The following is a 13989-nucleotide window of genomic DNA, read 5'->3' on the forward strand; positions in this document are numbered from 1 at the left end:
CCCTGCCGGTTTACCCCCCAAATCCCTGTCGAATTCCGGCCAGCGTGGTTTGACGGGGCGCTTAAGATCAAAATCAAAAGCAGATCAAGAGCGACTCGCTTCGCATCGTGGTTACCGTCGGCTGCTATCGCAGCAAGCCACACAGCGTTATCCGGTTTCGTCAAGGAAGCCCGGTTACTTACCGGGCGTCAGGGTCAACCTTGTCTTGCCATACACCTTTTCAAAGTTCTGCGGCTGCATCGGAAAGCTCAGGTATTGCGCCTTCAACGACGGGTCGATGCCGCTGACATAGTTCGGGCTGGCCGGGTTGCCGGATTGGCCGATGCCGCCCTGGCCCATCATTGGTTCCGCCTGGCCGAAGTCGATGATCATGCGCAGCGCCGACACCTGGGTCGCGTTGAAGTCCTGGCCCCAGCTATAGGGCGCCGGGTTCAAGGTGTTGTGGTCGCCACCGCTGGCAAAGGGGCCGCGGAGGACCTGGCCGCTGGTGTTTTTCCATGTGGTGCTGTGCAGTTTGCCCCACTGCCAGGCCTTGTGGTCGGCGCCCAATTGGCTGTCGCCGGTAGCGATGGCGGCGGCCAGGGTACGGGCCAGGATCGCGGGTTTGTCTTCTTTTTGCGGTGTACGCGTGTCATCCCAGAACGGGCTGTCTTCACGGCCCAGCAGATGGTCGGCGATGGCCGAGTAGGACAGGCTGGCGTTGCTGACGAAGGCTTTCCAACTGGCGCTGTTTTCCGGGCCGAGTTTGTCGAGGAAGATTTGCCGGGCGCTTTCTTGCAGAAACAGTTCATAGATCGCCGCGTCAGCCGAGGTGGTTGCCAGCCGACCATCGAAGGTCATCAGGCGCTCCAGTGCTTCGCGGGCCTTGGCACGTTCCGCTGTCGGCAGGGCCTCGATGGCCTGCTTGAGCGGCTGGGCCATGCCGGGTGCCTGGAACATGCCCTTGAGCTTGGCGGCGAAGAGGGTGGTCTGGTCGTATTGCATGGCGATCAGGCTGCGGCTGTCATGCTTGCCGGCGTTGGCCAGTTGCGCCAGGCGTTCGCTGCGCTCCGGTGCATCCCAGGCGTTGGACAGTTGCATACCGTAGCCACGCGGCGCGGTGCGCTGGTTGGCGGTGCCGATCCAGCCTTGGGCCGGGTCCTGGTCGTACGGGTGCAGCATCGCGTCGGCGTAGCCGTCCCAGTCAAAGCGCGTGTCCCAGCCCGGCGATGGCAGCAGGCCTTCGCCTTCGCGGCGGTTGGGAAAGCGGCCGGTGACCTGCCAGCCGATGTTGCTGGCGTCGGCGAAGATCATGTTCAGCGCGATGGCGCGAATCTCGCGGGTAGCATCCGAGGCCTTGCCGGCGTTTTGTGCGCGGGACAGGTCGAAGAACGCATCCAGGCTCTTGTCGTCCTTGAAGTCGGCGGTTTGCAAAGCCAGGCCTAGACCGCTGGTGAGCGCCTGGCTGCTGTTGAGCAGGGCGCCGTGGCGGGTTTCGTACACCACTTCGCGAATCGAGCGCTGGCCCTTGATGAAGAAGGTTTCGTTGCGCACGCCGGCCGGCAGCCATTTGCCGTTGTTCTCGTAGTAAAGCGCGTTGCCCTGGCGTTTGACCTTCTCGAGGAACAGGTCCTGGGTGTCGCCCTTGACCGCGCTCATGCTCCACGCGACCTTGCCGTTGAAACCCGACAGCAGGGTCGGCAGGCCGGCAATCGAAGCACCGACAGCCTGGTATTTGGGCGCACGAATCTGCACGTAGTTCCACGGCGACGGTGCTTGTGGCTGCGCGGCGATGTCGTTGGCCAGCAGGCTCTTGCCGCTGCGGCTGCGTTGCGGGCCAATGGCCCAGTTGCTTGAGGTGGTGACGCCCAGGGCATTAAGGCTGCGCAATTGCTGGCCCACCGTCTCTAGCCCGGCGAGGCCGGTGATCTGGCTCAGGTTGACGCCTTTGAGCTTGTCGGCTTCGGCCAGCGGGACGGGTTCGTCCGGTGCGCTTGGGGTGAGCCAGGCGAGTTTGTCGACGCCGACCTTTTGCGCCAGCACCAGGGCCGAAAGCTCCTCCTGCAAGTTGCTCGACTGGCTGAAATTGAGCAGGCAGAACAGCAGCGCCGAATCTTCCGGCTTCCAGTACTCGGGCTTGTAGCCGCTCTGGGCCAGGTCCGTCGGCAACTTGTCGCGATAACGGAACAGGTAGGCGTTGACGCCTCGGGCATACACTTCAAAGAAGCGTTTGAGGCGCGGCGACGAGGCGTTGTACAACTCGCCAGCGTTTTTCTTGAGGTTGACCGCCCGCATGAAACGGTCGACGTCCAGCACTTGCGGCCCCGACATTTCCGCCAGACGGCCCTGGGCCAGCAGGCGCAGCGTGACCATCTGGGTGATGCGGTCGCTGGCGTGCACGTAACCGAGGCTGAACAGTGCGTCGTGGAAGGTGTTGCTTTCGATCAGCGGCATGCCTTGGGCATTGCGGCGCACCGACACATTCTGTGCCAGGCCCTTGATTGGCTGCACGCCAGCAACGGGCGGCAGGGTGTCCTGGGTGTTCTGGAGCTGGCAACCGGCCAGGCCCAAGGCACTGACCACTGCCGCGGCAACGCCGAACCGGGGAAGAAAATGTAAGAGGGCTGGCGAGGCCATGGCAAAGCTCCTGCGGGGGGTAGCGTCAGTAAAGGCGCTACGTTAGTGAGCGCGGCGAAACGACGCAAGCGGGAGTTTTGGGTTAAGCATTAGAACTTGAGTCAGGCGCAGACCTGTGTGGGAGCGGGCTTGCTCGCAAAAACAGTGTATCAGTCAGTGTCTGTATCAACTGACGGAACGCGTTCGCGAGCAAGCCCGCTGCCACATTTGATCGCCTGCAACCTTGGATCAAGGCTGGGGCGGGGGGCCGCCGGCATTTTGATCTTCAGTACGGTTTAAGCGCCGTGGCACTTCTTGAATTTCTTCTCGCTGCCGCACGGGCAAGGATCGTTGCGACCGACGTCCTTCAACGCATTGCGCACCGGCTCTTGATGAGCGTGGCCGCAGTTCGGGCCGTGGACATGGCCGTGGTCGTGATCATGGTGGTCATGATCGTGGTTGCAGTCAGGACCGTGGACATGGGGTTGCTGTGTCATCGATGTTGCTCCGGAATAAAATCGCCGGGGATTATCTCGCCATTGTGTGCCACCTGCACGTCATTACCGATGAATAATCCGGTTTTCAGTTCGCCTTCCAGGCGATAAGGCACGGGCTCGTCGGGATTTTTCAACATCTGCACCACCTCGCGCACCTGCGGCCAGAGGTTGGTGCGCACCGAGACCTTGAAGAATTTATGACTGCGTGGCGGTACGGTCAGCCACTCGTTGGACTCGCCTTCGGTCAATACCAGGTTGCCCAGGCTGACCTTGTAGACCAGGCCGCGCACGGTCAGGTCGGCGTCGTCGCGGTTGTCCACGCGAAAGTACAGCTTGAATTTCTGTTCCAGCAGCTTGGCCCGTACCACTTCGACCTTGACCAGGGAAACGTGGGGTGGCGGCGCGTCGTCTTCGAACCAGGACGCGCAGCCGGTCAGGCCCAGGGTCAACGCCAGTATCAAGCTATACATCCGAAGCATGGCGTTATCCCCGTCGAGTCATTAGAAGTAGCTGGAACAGCACTTCTTGAATTTCTGCCCACTGCCACACAAACAGGCATCGTTACGTCCGGCCTTCACTTCTACCGTAGGGTCGATGAAGTACCAGCGCCCTTCATTCTGTACGAAAGAAGACTGCTCGCGGTGACTATGTTCACCGGTAGCGTCATGCCAGCGCGCGGTAAAGGTGACAAAGGCGTGTTCCGGCTGGCCGCCGAACACCTCGGAGCTTTCAACCTCCAGCCCCAGCCAGGTGCTCTGGGCACTCCAGGCGGCAATGGCGTCGCGGTCCAGGCCGGCCTGTTGCGCAGGCAGCGTAGTGGCGACCAGGTAATCGACCAGGCCCAGCACATAGGCGCTGTAGCGCGAGCGCATCAACGCGCTGGCACAGGGGGCCGGGTGACCGGCGTGATAATGGCCGCAGCAGGCATCCAGCAGATTGCCGCTGCCACACGGGCAAATGGATGTACTCATCGGGTTACCACCAATACTTTCCGAAGTTTTCCGGGTTGGCCCAGAAGCGGGCGTTGAGCCAGTCCGGCACCTGTTTATAGTCAAGCAGATCATAGGTAAACAGCGTGAGTACCTGATCATCGCGTTGGAAGCGTTCACCGGCTTGCAGGGCCAGGGAGAAAAAGTCGGTGTCCTTCCAGTCGCAGGCACTCAGGTCGACCAGCACCGCAATGCGGCTGGCGTTGAGGTTACGAATGCCACCGAGCAAGGTCAGGCCTTGGGGTTTGGGCAGGTGCTCCAGGCAGTCGACCACCAGCGCGAGGTCAAAACGCTGCACCGCGAGGTCTTCCGACAACGGCCCTGGCGCGGCATAGAACACCTCGGTGTCCGGGTGCGCAGCTTTGAAGGCATCCAGCGCCGGAAATTGGCTGGCGCCCACTAACAACAGGCGTTTTGGCCTGTGAAGGTCCAGCAGGGCCGCCAAGGCGTGTTGGGGCGTACGGGCAGAAATTCCAGCGGTCATTGCAGATCCTCGCATCAAGACCGTAGAGACTAGCGCGGCTAGGCGCGTGGGCCTAGAGCGCGACGGTCGATACCCACCGAGGCAGAACTGAAGTTTTTTGATCCTTCACTGGCAAATCGCCGGTAGAAGTCGTTACTGTGCGCTCAAAGAAAAATTTGAAAACACTCAGGAGCCCCATGATGCGTAAGGTTTTTCTGCTGGCCCTGTTGGTCAGCCCCGTTGCCCTGGCCCAGAGCGTCAGTGTCGAAACCAATTCCTTGATGCGCCTGCCCAGCAGCACCAGCGTGTTGCAGCTTGAACGCCTGGACGTAGCGGACTACGGCACCTTGCTGATTCCGGCCACTATCAGCCAGGTCACGGTGGATGAGCTGCACTTGGGGCGCGACGCACGCATCACCATTGTGCCCGGCAATACCGCCTTGCAAATGCAAGTGCGCGAGGCGCAGTTGGAGCACGGTAGCCAGATCACCTCACGGGGCGCCCCCGGCACCCACGAAAAACCCGCCAAAGCTGGGCGTGACCTGACCTTGCGCATTAACTCGCTGACTGCCCAAGCGCTGTCGGTGGATGCCCGTGGCGGCGCTGGCGCCCAAGGATATGCGGGCCTGGACGGTGCCAACGGCGTGGACCCGGGTTGCACCTGGGGCTCAGCCGGGCGCGGCTTTAATGGCGATAACGGCGGCGATGGCCGGCCAGGGGCGGCGGGCGCCCAGGTACGCCTGGAGTTGCCGCAGGCGTTCCCGGCTGAACAGATCAAGGTCTGGGTCGATGGCGGGCCGGGCGGCCTGGCTGGGGTGGCGGGTAAACCCGGCAAGGGCGGGCAATCCAAGGGCTGCCTGGTGTACCGCGCGGACGGCGGCGAAAAGGGCCGGCCAGGGTTGGAAGGGCAACCGGGGCCGGCTGGGCCTGCGGGGTCTGTGACTATCCAGCGGCTCTGAGTCGCCTGGCCTGACGCTATTGCGGGCAAGCCCGGCTCCCACATTTGGAATGCATTCCAGTGTGGGAGCCGGGCTTGCCCGCGATAGCGGTGTAAGGCTCGCCTCAGAACATCGGCCGAGCCGAAGCCACCGCCACCACCACCAACCCCACGATCAAATTAATCCCCACCAACCTGCGAATCTGCCCCAGCGCAGCCGCGCCCGCCGGCCAATCCTCAGCCGCCACCGCTGCCTTCAGCTCCGGGAACTTCAACGCCTGGATGCGGATAAACAACGCCGTCATCACCAGATACAACCCCATCATTACCTGCACATAACGCGGCGCGGTCTCAAAACCACTGAAACGCAGTTGCAGCAAACCAATGCCGCTGATCGGCAAAAGCACCACCGCCACCCATACCCATACAAAAAAACGTTGAAACACATTTGCCCATAGCTTGAGCCGGGCAGGGCCCTCAAGCGCCGCCATGGCGGCGGGGCGCAGGATCATCCAGGCGAAAAACATGCCGCCGACCCAGATCAAGGCGGCCAGTACATGCAGGGTATAAGCAAGGCTAAACGCGGTCATTGTGGTACTCCGTTCTGCGCGGGATTAATTAGCGGGGTATGATAGCGGCCGATCCGAACCACTGAAAATTTATCCAGCGTTTTTTGCGCCCGACTATCCATGATCAGCACTGAACTCAAAACCACGATCCAGGGCGCCTATTCGCGTTTTCTCGAAGCCAAGAGCTTGAAACCGCGCTACGGCCAACGCCTGATGATCGCCGAAGTGGCAAAAGTCCTCGGGGATATCGACACCGACGACGAAGGCCGCCGCGAGGGTGAGCCTGCGGTAGTGGCCGTCGAGGCCGGTACCGGTACCGGCAAGACCGTGGCCTACAGCCTGGCTGCGATCCCTACGGCCAAGGCTGCTGGCAAGCGCCTGGTGATCGCCACCGCTACCGTCGCGCTGCAAGAGCAGATTGTCTACAAAGACTTGCCCGACCTGATGCGCAACAGCGGCTTGAGCTTCACCTTCGCCCTGGCCAAGGGCCGTGGCCGCTATATGTGCCTGTCCAAGCTCGACGTATTGCTGCAGGAAGGCCACGCCCAAACCGCCACCGCCTCCTTGTTCGAAGAAGAAGGCTTCAAGATCGAGGTGGATGAGGCCAGCCAGAAGCTGTTTACCAGCATGATCGAGAAGCTGGCCGGCAACAAATGGGACGGCGACCGCGACAGCTGGCCCACTGCCCTAGAAGACTCCGACTGGGCGCGCCTGACCACCGACCATAGCCAATGCACCAACCGCCATTGCCCCAACTTCGGCCAGTGCGCGTTCTACAAGGCGCGCGAAGGCATGGGCAAAGTGGACGTCATCGTCACCAACCACGACATGGTATTGGCTGACCTCGCCCTGGGCGGCGGTGCGGTACTGCCCGACCCCCGCGACACCCTCTATGTGTTCGACGAAGGCCACCACCTGCCAGACAAGGCCATTGGCCATTTCGCCCACTACACCCGTTTGCGTTCCACGGCCGACTGGCTGGAAACCACTGCCAAGAATCTCACCAAGTTGCTGGCCCAGCACCCGTTACCCGGCGACCTGGGCAAGTTGATCGAGCAAGTGCCGGAGCTGGCGCGCGAGATCAAGACCCAGCAGCAATTCATGTTCAGCGCCTGCGAGCAGGTGGCGGACTTCAAGCCCGGTGAAGACGTCGAAGGCCGAGAGCGCCCGCGCCACCGTTTTGTCGGCGGGATGATTCCCGAGCACATGCGCGAAATGGGCATCGAGCTGAAGAAAGGCTTTTCACGCCTGACCGACCTGTTCACCCGCCTGACGGATTTGCTCAAGGAAGGCATGGATGGCGAGGTCAATATCGGCATCGCCAGCAACCAGGCCGAAGAGTGGTATCCCTTGTTCGGCAGTTTGCTGTCTCGTTCCCAAGGCAATTGGGAGCTGTGGACCGCCTTTACCGTCGAAGACCCGGAAGACAACCCGCCTATGGCCCGCTGGCTGACGTTGTCGGAAAGCGGTGCGTTGTTCGATATCGAGGTCAACGCCAGCCCGATCCTCGCCGCTGAAATGCTGCGCCGCAACCTGTGGAACGTCGCCTACGGCTGCCTGGTAACCTCGGCCACGCTGACGGCCCTGGGCACCTTTGACCGCTTCCGCATGCGCGCCGGCCTGCCGAAAAAAGCCGTCACCGCCGTGGTGCCCAGCCCGTTTCATCACGCTGACGCCGGCGTGCTTCGGGTGCCGGACCTCAAGGCCGACCCACGGGACGCGGCCGCGCACACGGCGGCGATCATTCGCGATCTGCCGTCGTTGGTGGAAGGCTCCCGCGGCACCTTGGTGCTGTTCTCGTCGCGCAAACAGATGCAGGACGTGTTCGACGGCCTCGACCGCGACTGGCGCAAGCAAGTGTTTATCCAGGGCAATCTGTCCAAGCAGGAAACCCTGAACAAGCACAAGGCGCGGGTCGACGGTGGGGATTCCAGCGTGTTGTTTGGCCTGGCCAGCTTTGCCGAAGGCGTGGACTTGCCCGGTGCCTACTGCGAACACGTGGTGATAGCCAAGATCCCATTCTCGGTGCCGGATGACCCGGTCGAGGCCGCACTGGCCGAATGGATCGAAGCCCGGGGCGGCAACCCGTTCATGGAAATTTCGGTGCCGGATGCTTCACTGAAGCTGGTGCAGGCCTGCGGGCGTCTGCTGCGTACCGAAGAAGACCGCGGCACCATCACCTTGCTCGACCGTCGCCTGGTTACCCAGCGCTATGGCAAGGCGATCCTCAATGCCTTGCCGCCGTTCAGGCGCGAAATTTCTTAAGCCACCGTGGGCGGATTCGCCCACTCTGTGGTCTATCTCATCACTATCATCAGGCCAGTCATCGGCCGTTTGGGAGAACCTTGTTCGTATGATCCGCACGCTGCCCGCTCTTTTTGCCCTGCTGTTCGCTGCGCCTTTGATGGCGGCGCCCGAGGGGCAACAAACGCTGTTCAACTTCGTCCGGCCTGCCGATGTGGTCAAGGTGGCGACCCAGGACGCCAGCCTGCCGCAATACAACGCCGAACAAACCCCCGAAGGCGAGGTGCTGCGCCGCATCACCTTCAACCCAGCGGCCGAGCCGAGCCTGGTGCTCAGCCCGCAGACGGGGACGTGGGATTGGTCGCAATCGAACGCCATGAGCCTGCGTATCCAGAGCGCAATGAACTGGGCGCTGACCCTTTACGTCAAGGTGCAGAGCGCCGACGGCAAGACGCTCGTCAGCCGCATCGACCTGCCGGCCGGCCCGGCCCAGACGTTGCTCGTCCCGCTGCAAGCCAACGCTCCCCTGAGCCAGGGCATGAAGGCCGGCCCGCCGATGCCGATGACGGTGGATGGCCAACGGGTATTGCTGGCCGCCAGCGCCGGCGAAATCGACCGCAGCCAGGTGGTCTCGGTGACCCTGTCGATGCTCAAGCCCAATGCCGCCCAAAGTATCCTGCTGGAGCGCTTTGGCGTGCAGGACAGCGAGCCAGTATTGAAGGCTGCCTACACTGAACTAGTGGATGCCTATGGCCAATCCAACCGCGCGCGCTGGCCGGAGAAGGTCAGCAACGACGAGCAACTCAAGGCATCGGCCGCCAAGGAACAACAGCAGCTCAAGACCTGGCTGGCCGAGCGGGACAAGTCCTCCCTGGATCAATACGGTGGCTGGAAGAAGGGCCCGGCCTTCGACGCCAGCGGCTTTTTCCGCACCCAGAAGCGCGACGGCCGCTGGTACCTGGTGACGCCGGACGGGCATCCGTTCTACTCCCTGGGTGTGAACACCGTGGCGCCGGACAACAGCCAGACCTACGTGGCGGGGCGCGAGTGGATGTTCGCGGCGCTGCCCAAGGCCGGCGAACCCTTTGACAAGTACTACGGCAGCGACGACAGCCGCACCGGCAACGGCGCCGGCGAAGGTCGCGGCTTTGGCTCAGGGCGTTGGTACGATTTCTACGGCGCCAACCTGCAACGCACTTACGGCGGTGACGCGTTGGACCAGCCACGCTGGGTGACCCATACCCTCGATCGCCTGCAAGCCTGGGGCTTTAACACCGTCGGCAACTGGAGCGATCCGGACCTGGCCACTGCCGACCGCGTGCCGTACACCTTGCCGCTGTCGATTGTCGGTGACTATGCCAGCATCAGTACCGGCACCGACTGGTGGGGCGGTATGCCCGACCCGTTCGACCCGCGTTTTGCCATGGCCACCGAACGCGCCGTGGCCATCGCGGCCCGCGATCATCGTGACGACCCGTGGTTGATCGGTTTTTTTGCCGACAACGAATTGGCCTGGGCCGGCCCCGGCGAGGATGCAAAATCCCGTTACGCCCTGGCCTACGGCACCCTGCGCATGACCACCGACGTGCCGGCCAAGCGCGCCTTCCTCAAGCAACTGCGCGATAAATACCGCAATGAAGAGGGCCTTTCCAAAGCCTGGGGCATTCAACTGGCCGGTTGGGAGCTGATGGAAGATCCCGGCTTTGAGCCGCCGATGCCCAGCCCTGAACACCCGGAGATCGAAGCCGACTTCAAGTATTTCCAGAAGACCTTCGCCGATGCTTACTTCAAGACCATTTCCGACTCGTTGAAGTGGCACGCGCCCAACCAGCTGTTGCTGGGCGGCCGTTTTGCGGTGAGCACGCCGGAAGCGGTCGCTTCGTGCGCGCAGTATTGCGATGTGCTGAGCTTCAACATGTACACCTTGAAACCCCAGGACGGGTATGACTTCGCCGCCCTGCGTGCGCTGGACAAACCGGTACTGATCACCGAATTCAACTTTGGCTCTGCCGACCGTGGCCCGTTCTGGGGCGGCGTGACGCAACTGGCCCGCGAAGAAGACCGCGGCGCGGCGTACTCCACCTTCCTCAAACAGGCGGTGGCCGAGCCGTCGATTGTCGGGGTGCACTGGTTCCAGTACCTGGACCAGCCGGTCACCGGGCGTCTGCTGGATGGTGAAAACGGCCATTTCGGCCTGGTCGGCATCACCGATGTACCGTTCCAGGGTTTTGTCGAGACGGTACGCAAGAGCAACCTGGCCGCGCTCGACCAACTGGGCCGTGAGGCGCAAAAAGCCAAGGCCACCCAAGCGACGCGTGAGAGTGACGCCGCCAAACCTGGGCGTGACGGCAAAGGCGCGGGGCAGGGCGCCGGGCACCCTGGCGGGCATGCTGGGAATGGGCATTGATTCATCGTTGACGGGTTCACAAAACCCACAATGGCTGAAAGAATGGCGACCAATTTTCATGGTGTTTTCCGAGGGGACTTAGGTGCAGATTCAGGGTCATTACGAGCTGCAGTTCGAAGCGGTGCGCGAAGCCTTCGCCGCCCTGTTCGATGATCCTCAGGAGCGTGGTGCCGGGCTGTGCATCCAGATTGGCGGGCAAACCGTCGTCGACCTGTGGGCCGGTACTGCCGACAAGGACGGTGCCGAAGCCTGGCACAGCGATACCATCGTCAACCTGTTCTCCTGCACCAAGACCTTCACGGCAGTGACTGCCCTGCAACTGGTGGCCGAAGGCAAGCTCAAGCTTGATGCGCCGGTGGCCGAGTACTGGCCGGAGTTTGCCGCTGCTGGCAAGGACGCGATCACGCTGCGCCAGTTGCTCTGCCACCAGGCCGGGCTGCCCGCCATCCGCGAAATGCTGCCCACCGAGGCCCTGTACGATTGGCAATTGATGGTCGATACCCTGGCGGCGGAGGCCCCGTGGTGGACACCGGGCCAAGGCCATGGCTATGAAGCGATCACCTATGGCTGGCTGGTTGGCGAACTGTTGCGCCGCGCCGATGGGCGCGGGCCGGGGGAGTCGATCGTGGCGCGGGTGGCACGCCCCTTGGGGCTGGACTTCCATGTGGGCCTGGCGGATGAAGAGTTTTATCGCGTCGCCCATATCGCACGCAGCAAAGGCACTATCGGTGATGAAGCCGCGCAACGGTTACTTCAAGTAATGATGCGCGAGCCTGCGGCGATGACTACCCGTGCATTTGCCAACCCACCGTCTATTCTGACCAGCACTAATAAGCCCGAATGGCGACGCATGCAGCAGCCTGCGGCGAATGGCCACGGTAATGCGCGCAGCCTGGCCGGGTTTTATAGTGGTTTGTTGGACGGTAGTTTGCTGGAAAGCGACATGCTCGAACAATTGACCCGCGAGCACAGTATCGGGCTGGATAAAACCTTATTGACCCAAACCCGTTTCGGCCTGGGCTGCATGTTGGATCAACCGCAGTTGCCCAATGCCACGTTCGGCCTTGGGCCACGTGCATTCGGGCATCCAGGGGCAGGGGGATCAGTCGGGTTTGCCGACCCTGAACATGATGTAGCCTTCGGTTTCGTGACTAATACCCTGGGGCCTTACGTACTTATGGACCCGCGGGCCCAGAAGTTGGTCGGAATATTGGCCGGTTGTCTATAAACCCCTTGCTGTTTCACAATTTTTTGTTACAAAGGCAAGTATAAAAAAGATGCTGAACGACATGTTGTAACTTGAATGTTCTTTTAGCGTCTGTTTAACGGGTCCCGCGACCCCCTGGTTTTTTCTCATTTTGTGGATATCTCATGTTATCGAACAAGTCTTTGGCACTGGCGCTGTGCCTCACTATTACGGGTTGTGCACAAACTCCACAAAATGATGCCGAAGGTGGGCATTGGTGGTCATTTGGATCTGACAAAGCTGCAACCAAGGATCCAGTGGCCCAGACCGACGCCAAGCCGGATGCCAAACCCGACGCCAAGCCGGCCGCCGGTGCCAAGCCTGTTGAACCTGTCACCGCTGCTGCCGCTGCCCCGGCCGCCAAAGCCGACACCGGTTACAGCTGGTGGCCGTTTTCCACCAAGACCGCCGAAGAAAAAGCCGCCGACGCCAAGGCTGACCTGAAAGCCGACCTCAAGGCGGCAACGCCGGCCTCTGACGCAGCGCCTGTCGTCGCCAAGACCGACAGCGAGCCGCGCTGGTGGTGGCCGTTCGAAAGCAAGCCAAAGCCTTTGGCCAAGGTCGATGTGACCAACGTACAAATGCCTGACCCGAAAGTCACCCAAGCCTGGCTGGACGAATACGAACCACGCCTGCGTGCGGCCATCAAGGACAGCAACCTGCAACTGGAGCGCCGTGACAACACCCTGGTAGTGATTGCTCCGGTAGACGGTTCCTACAACCCGAAGCGCCCGGCCATGTTACTGCCGGTGACCCTGGGCCCGTTCACGCGGGTGGCCAAGGCTGTTGAAGCTGACCCGAAGACCGCCGTACTGGTGCTGGGCCACGTTGATGCCACTGGCAGTGCTCCCGCCAGCCAGGCGTTGAGCAAGGAGCGTGCGCAGTCCATCGCCTCGATTTTCAGCCTGAGTGGTCTGAAACAGGATCGCTTGATGTTGCGTGGCATGGGCGACCTTATGCCGCGTGCCGCCAACGACAGCAATCAGGGGCGTGCGCTGAACCGTCGCATGGAAATCATGTTCACTCAGCGTACAACGATGTTGGCACTGTTGAGCAAGTACAACTCCGGCAAGACCCCGCCCGTAGCCGAAATGGTCGCGGTGCAGAATGTGCCTGCACCAGCACCGGCGGCAAAAGCGCCTGCCAAAAAGGCCACGGCCAAGAAAGCGGCGGCCAAGCCAGCGGCTAAAAAGGCTGCGGCCAAGCCGGCTGCCAAGAAGCCGGCTACTGCAAAAGCCAAGGCGGCACCCGCTTCGAACGACCAGGCGAAAAACTGAGCTGTTGAACCACGAGGATAAAGCCGCATGACCCAGGCACTGGCCGATATGCGCCGTGACTACACACGGGACGGTTTGAGCGAGGCCCAGGCCCCGGACGAGCCGTTTGCGTTGTTCCACCAATGGTTTGCTGATGCGGTGAAAACTGAACAGCCGCCAGTGGAGGCCAATGCCATGACGCTGGCGACGGTGGATCAGGACGGTCGCCCGCACTGCCGCATCCTGCTGCTCAAGGGCCTGGATGCACAGGGCTTTACCTTCTTCACCAACTATCAGAGCGCCAAGGGTGAGCAACTCGCGGCGCGGCCGTTTGCGGCCATGACCTTCTTCTGGCCCACCCTGGAACGCCAGGTACGCATTGAAGGGCGCGTGGTCAAGGTCACGCCTGAAGAATCGGATGCTTATTACCAGGTGCGCCCGTTGGGTAGCCGCTTGGGTGCTTGGGCCTCTCCGCAGAGCAAGGTCATTCGTGATCGCGAAGAGCTGCAGGCGTTGCTCAAGGCCACTGAAGAGCGTTTCAGCGATACCCAGCCCGATTGCCCCGAGCATTGGGGAGGGTACCGTTTACTGCCTGAGCGCATCGAGTTCTGGCAAGGCCGGGCCAGCCGCCTGCATGATCGCCTCAACTACCGTTTGCAAGACGGCCAATGGTGCCGCGAGCGCCTGGCGCCCTGAGCGTCACCTTTCGTCATCCCACCTGAATCAACACCGTTGCGTCGAAGTCTTTGTTCAAGAGACTTCGGACGCTTTCGGCTGCGCGGCTAC

12 protein-coding genes are annotated in these 13989 nt (G+C 61.8%); 6 read left to right on the forward strand and 6 right to left on the reverse strand.

What is annotated here, in order from left to right; all coding sequences use genetic code 11:
• Positions 1–174: 174 nt before the first annotated feature.
• From BOP96_RS20485 to BOP96_RS20505, 5 genes are all read right to left on the reverse strand, one after another.
• Complete coding sequence (locus tag BOP96_RS20485) at positions 175–2616, reverse strand: penicillin acylase family protein (RefSeq protein ID WP_073453851.1); 2442 nt, start codon at positions 2614–2616, stop codon at positions 175–177.
• 275 nt (positions 2617–2891) lie between these two features.
• Positions 2892–3092, reverse strand: coding sequence for an SEC-C metal-binding domain-containing protein (locus tag BOP96_RS20490; protein WP_003189235.1), 201 nt, complete (start codon positions 3090–3092; stop codon positions 2892–2894).
• Entirely contained in the window at positions 3089–3571 is a 483-nt protein-coding gene (locus BOP96_RS20495) for an LEA type 2 family protein (protein ID WP_032873061.1), read from the reverse strand. Before BOP96_RS20495 ends, BOP96_RS20490 begins: the two co-directional genes overlap by 4 nt.
• Positions 3572–3592: 21 nt before the next feature.
• Positions 3593–4063 carry a YchJ family protein gene (locus BOP96_RS20500; RefSeq protein WP_003189238.1) on the reverse strand — a complete coding sequence of 157 codons (471 nt, stop codon included), beginning with the start codon at positions 4061–4063 and terminating at the stop codon, positions 3593–3595.
• Between the two features lie 4 nt (positions 4064–4067).
• A complete protein-coding gene (locus tag BOP96_RS20505) occupies positions 4068–4565 on the reverse strand; it encodes a DUF6231 family protein (protein WP_014717260.1) in 498 nt (165 codons plus the stop codon).
• Positions 4566–4744: 179 nt separating this feature from the next.
• Here BOP96_RS20505 and BOP96_RS20510 point away from each other — a divergent pair, with 179 nt between their 5' ends.
• Positions 4745–5503 (forward strand): collagen-like protein, encoded by a 759-nt coding sequence (locus tag BOP96_RS20510; protein WP_019817848.1) that lies wholly within the window; start codon positions 4745–4747, stop codon positions 5501–5503.
• A 103-nt stretch (positions 5504–5606) separates the two neighbouring features.
• On the opposite strand, the gene BOP96_RS20515 is transcribed toward BOP96_RS20510, so the two are convergent.
• Positions 5607–6071, reverse strand: coding sequence for a CopD family protein (locus BOP96_RS20515; RefSeq protein WP_019817847.1), 465 nt, complete (start codon positions 6069–6071; stop codon positions 5607–5609).
• Positions 6072–6170: 99 nt separating this feature from the next.
• On the opposite strand from BOP96_RS20515, the gene dinG reads away from it, so the two are divergent.
• From dinG to pdxH, 5 genes are all read left to right on the forward strand, one after another.
• Positions 6171–8315: an ATP-dependent DNA helicase DinG gene (dinG, locus tag BOP96_RS20520; RefSeq protein WP_014717263.1), complete on the forward strand. Its 2145-nt coding sequence runs from the start codon at positions 6171–6173 to the stop codon at positions 8313–8315.
• A gap of 88 nt (positions 8316–8403) precedes the next feature.
• On the forward strand, positions 8404–10701 hold the full coding sequence (locus tag BOP96_RS20525; RefSeq protein ID WP_073453853.1) for a beta-galactosidase: 2298 nt from the start codon (positions 8404–8406) through the stop codon (positions 10699–10701).
• Between the two features lie 82 nt (positions 10702–10783).
• Complete coding sequence (locus BOP96_RS20530) at positions 10784–11929, forward strand: EstA family serine hydrolase (RefSeq protein ID WP_014717265.1); 1146 nt, start codon at positions 10784–10786, stop codon at positions 11927–11929.
• A 143-nt stretch (positions 11930–12072) separates the two neighbouring features.
• Positions 12073–13224 carry an OmpA family protein gene (locus BOP96_RS20535; RefSeq protein ID WP_073453855.1) on the forward strand — a complete coding sequence of 384 codons (1152 nt, stop codon included), beginning with the start codon at positions 12073–12075 and terminating at the stop codon, positions 13222–13224.
• 27 nt (positions 13225–13251) lie between these two features.
• Complete coding sequence (gene pdxH, locus BOP96_RS20540) at positions 13252–13899, forward strand: pyridoxamine 5'-phosphate oxidase (protein WP_014717267.1); 648 nt, start codon at positions 13252–13254, stop codon at positions 13897–13899.
• Positions 13900–13989 lie beyond the last annotated feature (90 nt).

The organism is Pseudomonas sp. FSL W5-0203 (genome assembly GCF_001896155.1).
GTDB classification, from domain to species: domain Bacteria; phylum Pseudomonadota; class Gammaproteobacteria; order Pseudomonadales; family Pseudomonadaceae; genus Aquipseudomonas; species Aquipseudomonas paracarnis.

Coding starts and splice junctions, on each gene's coding strand:
- BOP96_RS20500 (WP_003189238.1), bottom strand. CDS start 4,063: ATGAGTACATCCATTTGCCCGTGTGGCAGCGGCAATCTGCTGGATGCC.
- BOP96_RS20485 (WP_073453851.1), bottom strand. CDS start 2,616: ATGGCCTCGCCAGCCCTCTTACATTTTCTTCCCCGGTTCGGCGTTGCC.
- pdxH (WP_014717267.1), top strand. CDS start 13,252: ATGACCCAGGCACTGGCCGATATGCGCCGTGACTACACACGGGACGGT.
- BOP96_RS20490 (WP_003189235.1), bottom strand. CDS start 3,092: ATGACACAGCAACCCCATGTCCACGGTCCTGACTGCAACCACGATCAT.
- BOP96_RS20495 (WP_032873061.1), bottom strand. CDS start 3,571: ATGCTTCGGATGTATAGCTTGATACTGGCGTTGACCCTGGGCCTGACC.
- BOP96_RS20525 (WP_073453853.1), top strand. CDS start 8,404: ATGATCCGCACGCTGCCCGCTCTTTTTGCCCTGCTGTTCGCTGCGCCT.
- BOP96_RS20505 (WP_014717260.1), bottom strand. CDS start 4,565: ATGACCGCTGGAATTTCTGCCCGTACGCCCCAACACGCCTTGGCGGCC.
- BOP96_RS20515 (WP_019817847.1), bottom strand. CDS start 6,071: ATGACCGCGTTTAGCCTTGCTTATACCCTGCATGTACTGGCCGCCTTG.
- BOP96_RS20535 (WP_073453855.1), top strand. CDS start 12,073: ATGTTATCGAACAAGTCTTTGGCACTGGCGCTGTGCCTCACTATTACG.
- dinG (WP_014717263.1), top strand. CDS start 6,171: ATGATCAGCACTGAACTCAAAACCACGATCCAGGGCGCCTATTCGCGT.
- BOP96_RS20510 (WP_019817848.1), top strand. CDS start 4,745: ATGCGTAAGGTTTTTCTGCTGGCCCTGTTGGTCAGCCCCGTTGCCCTG.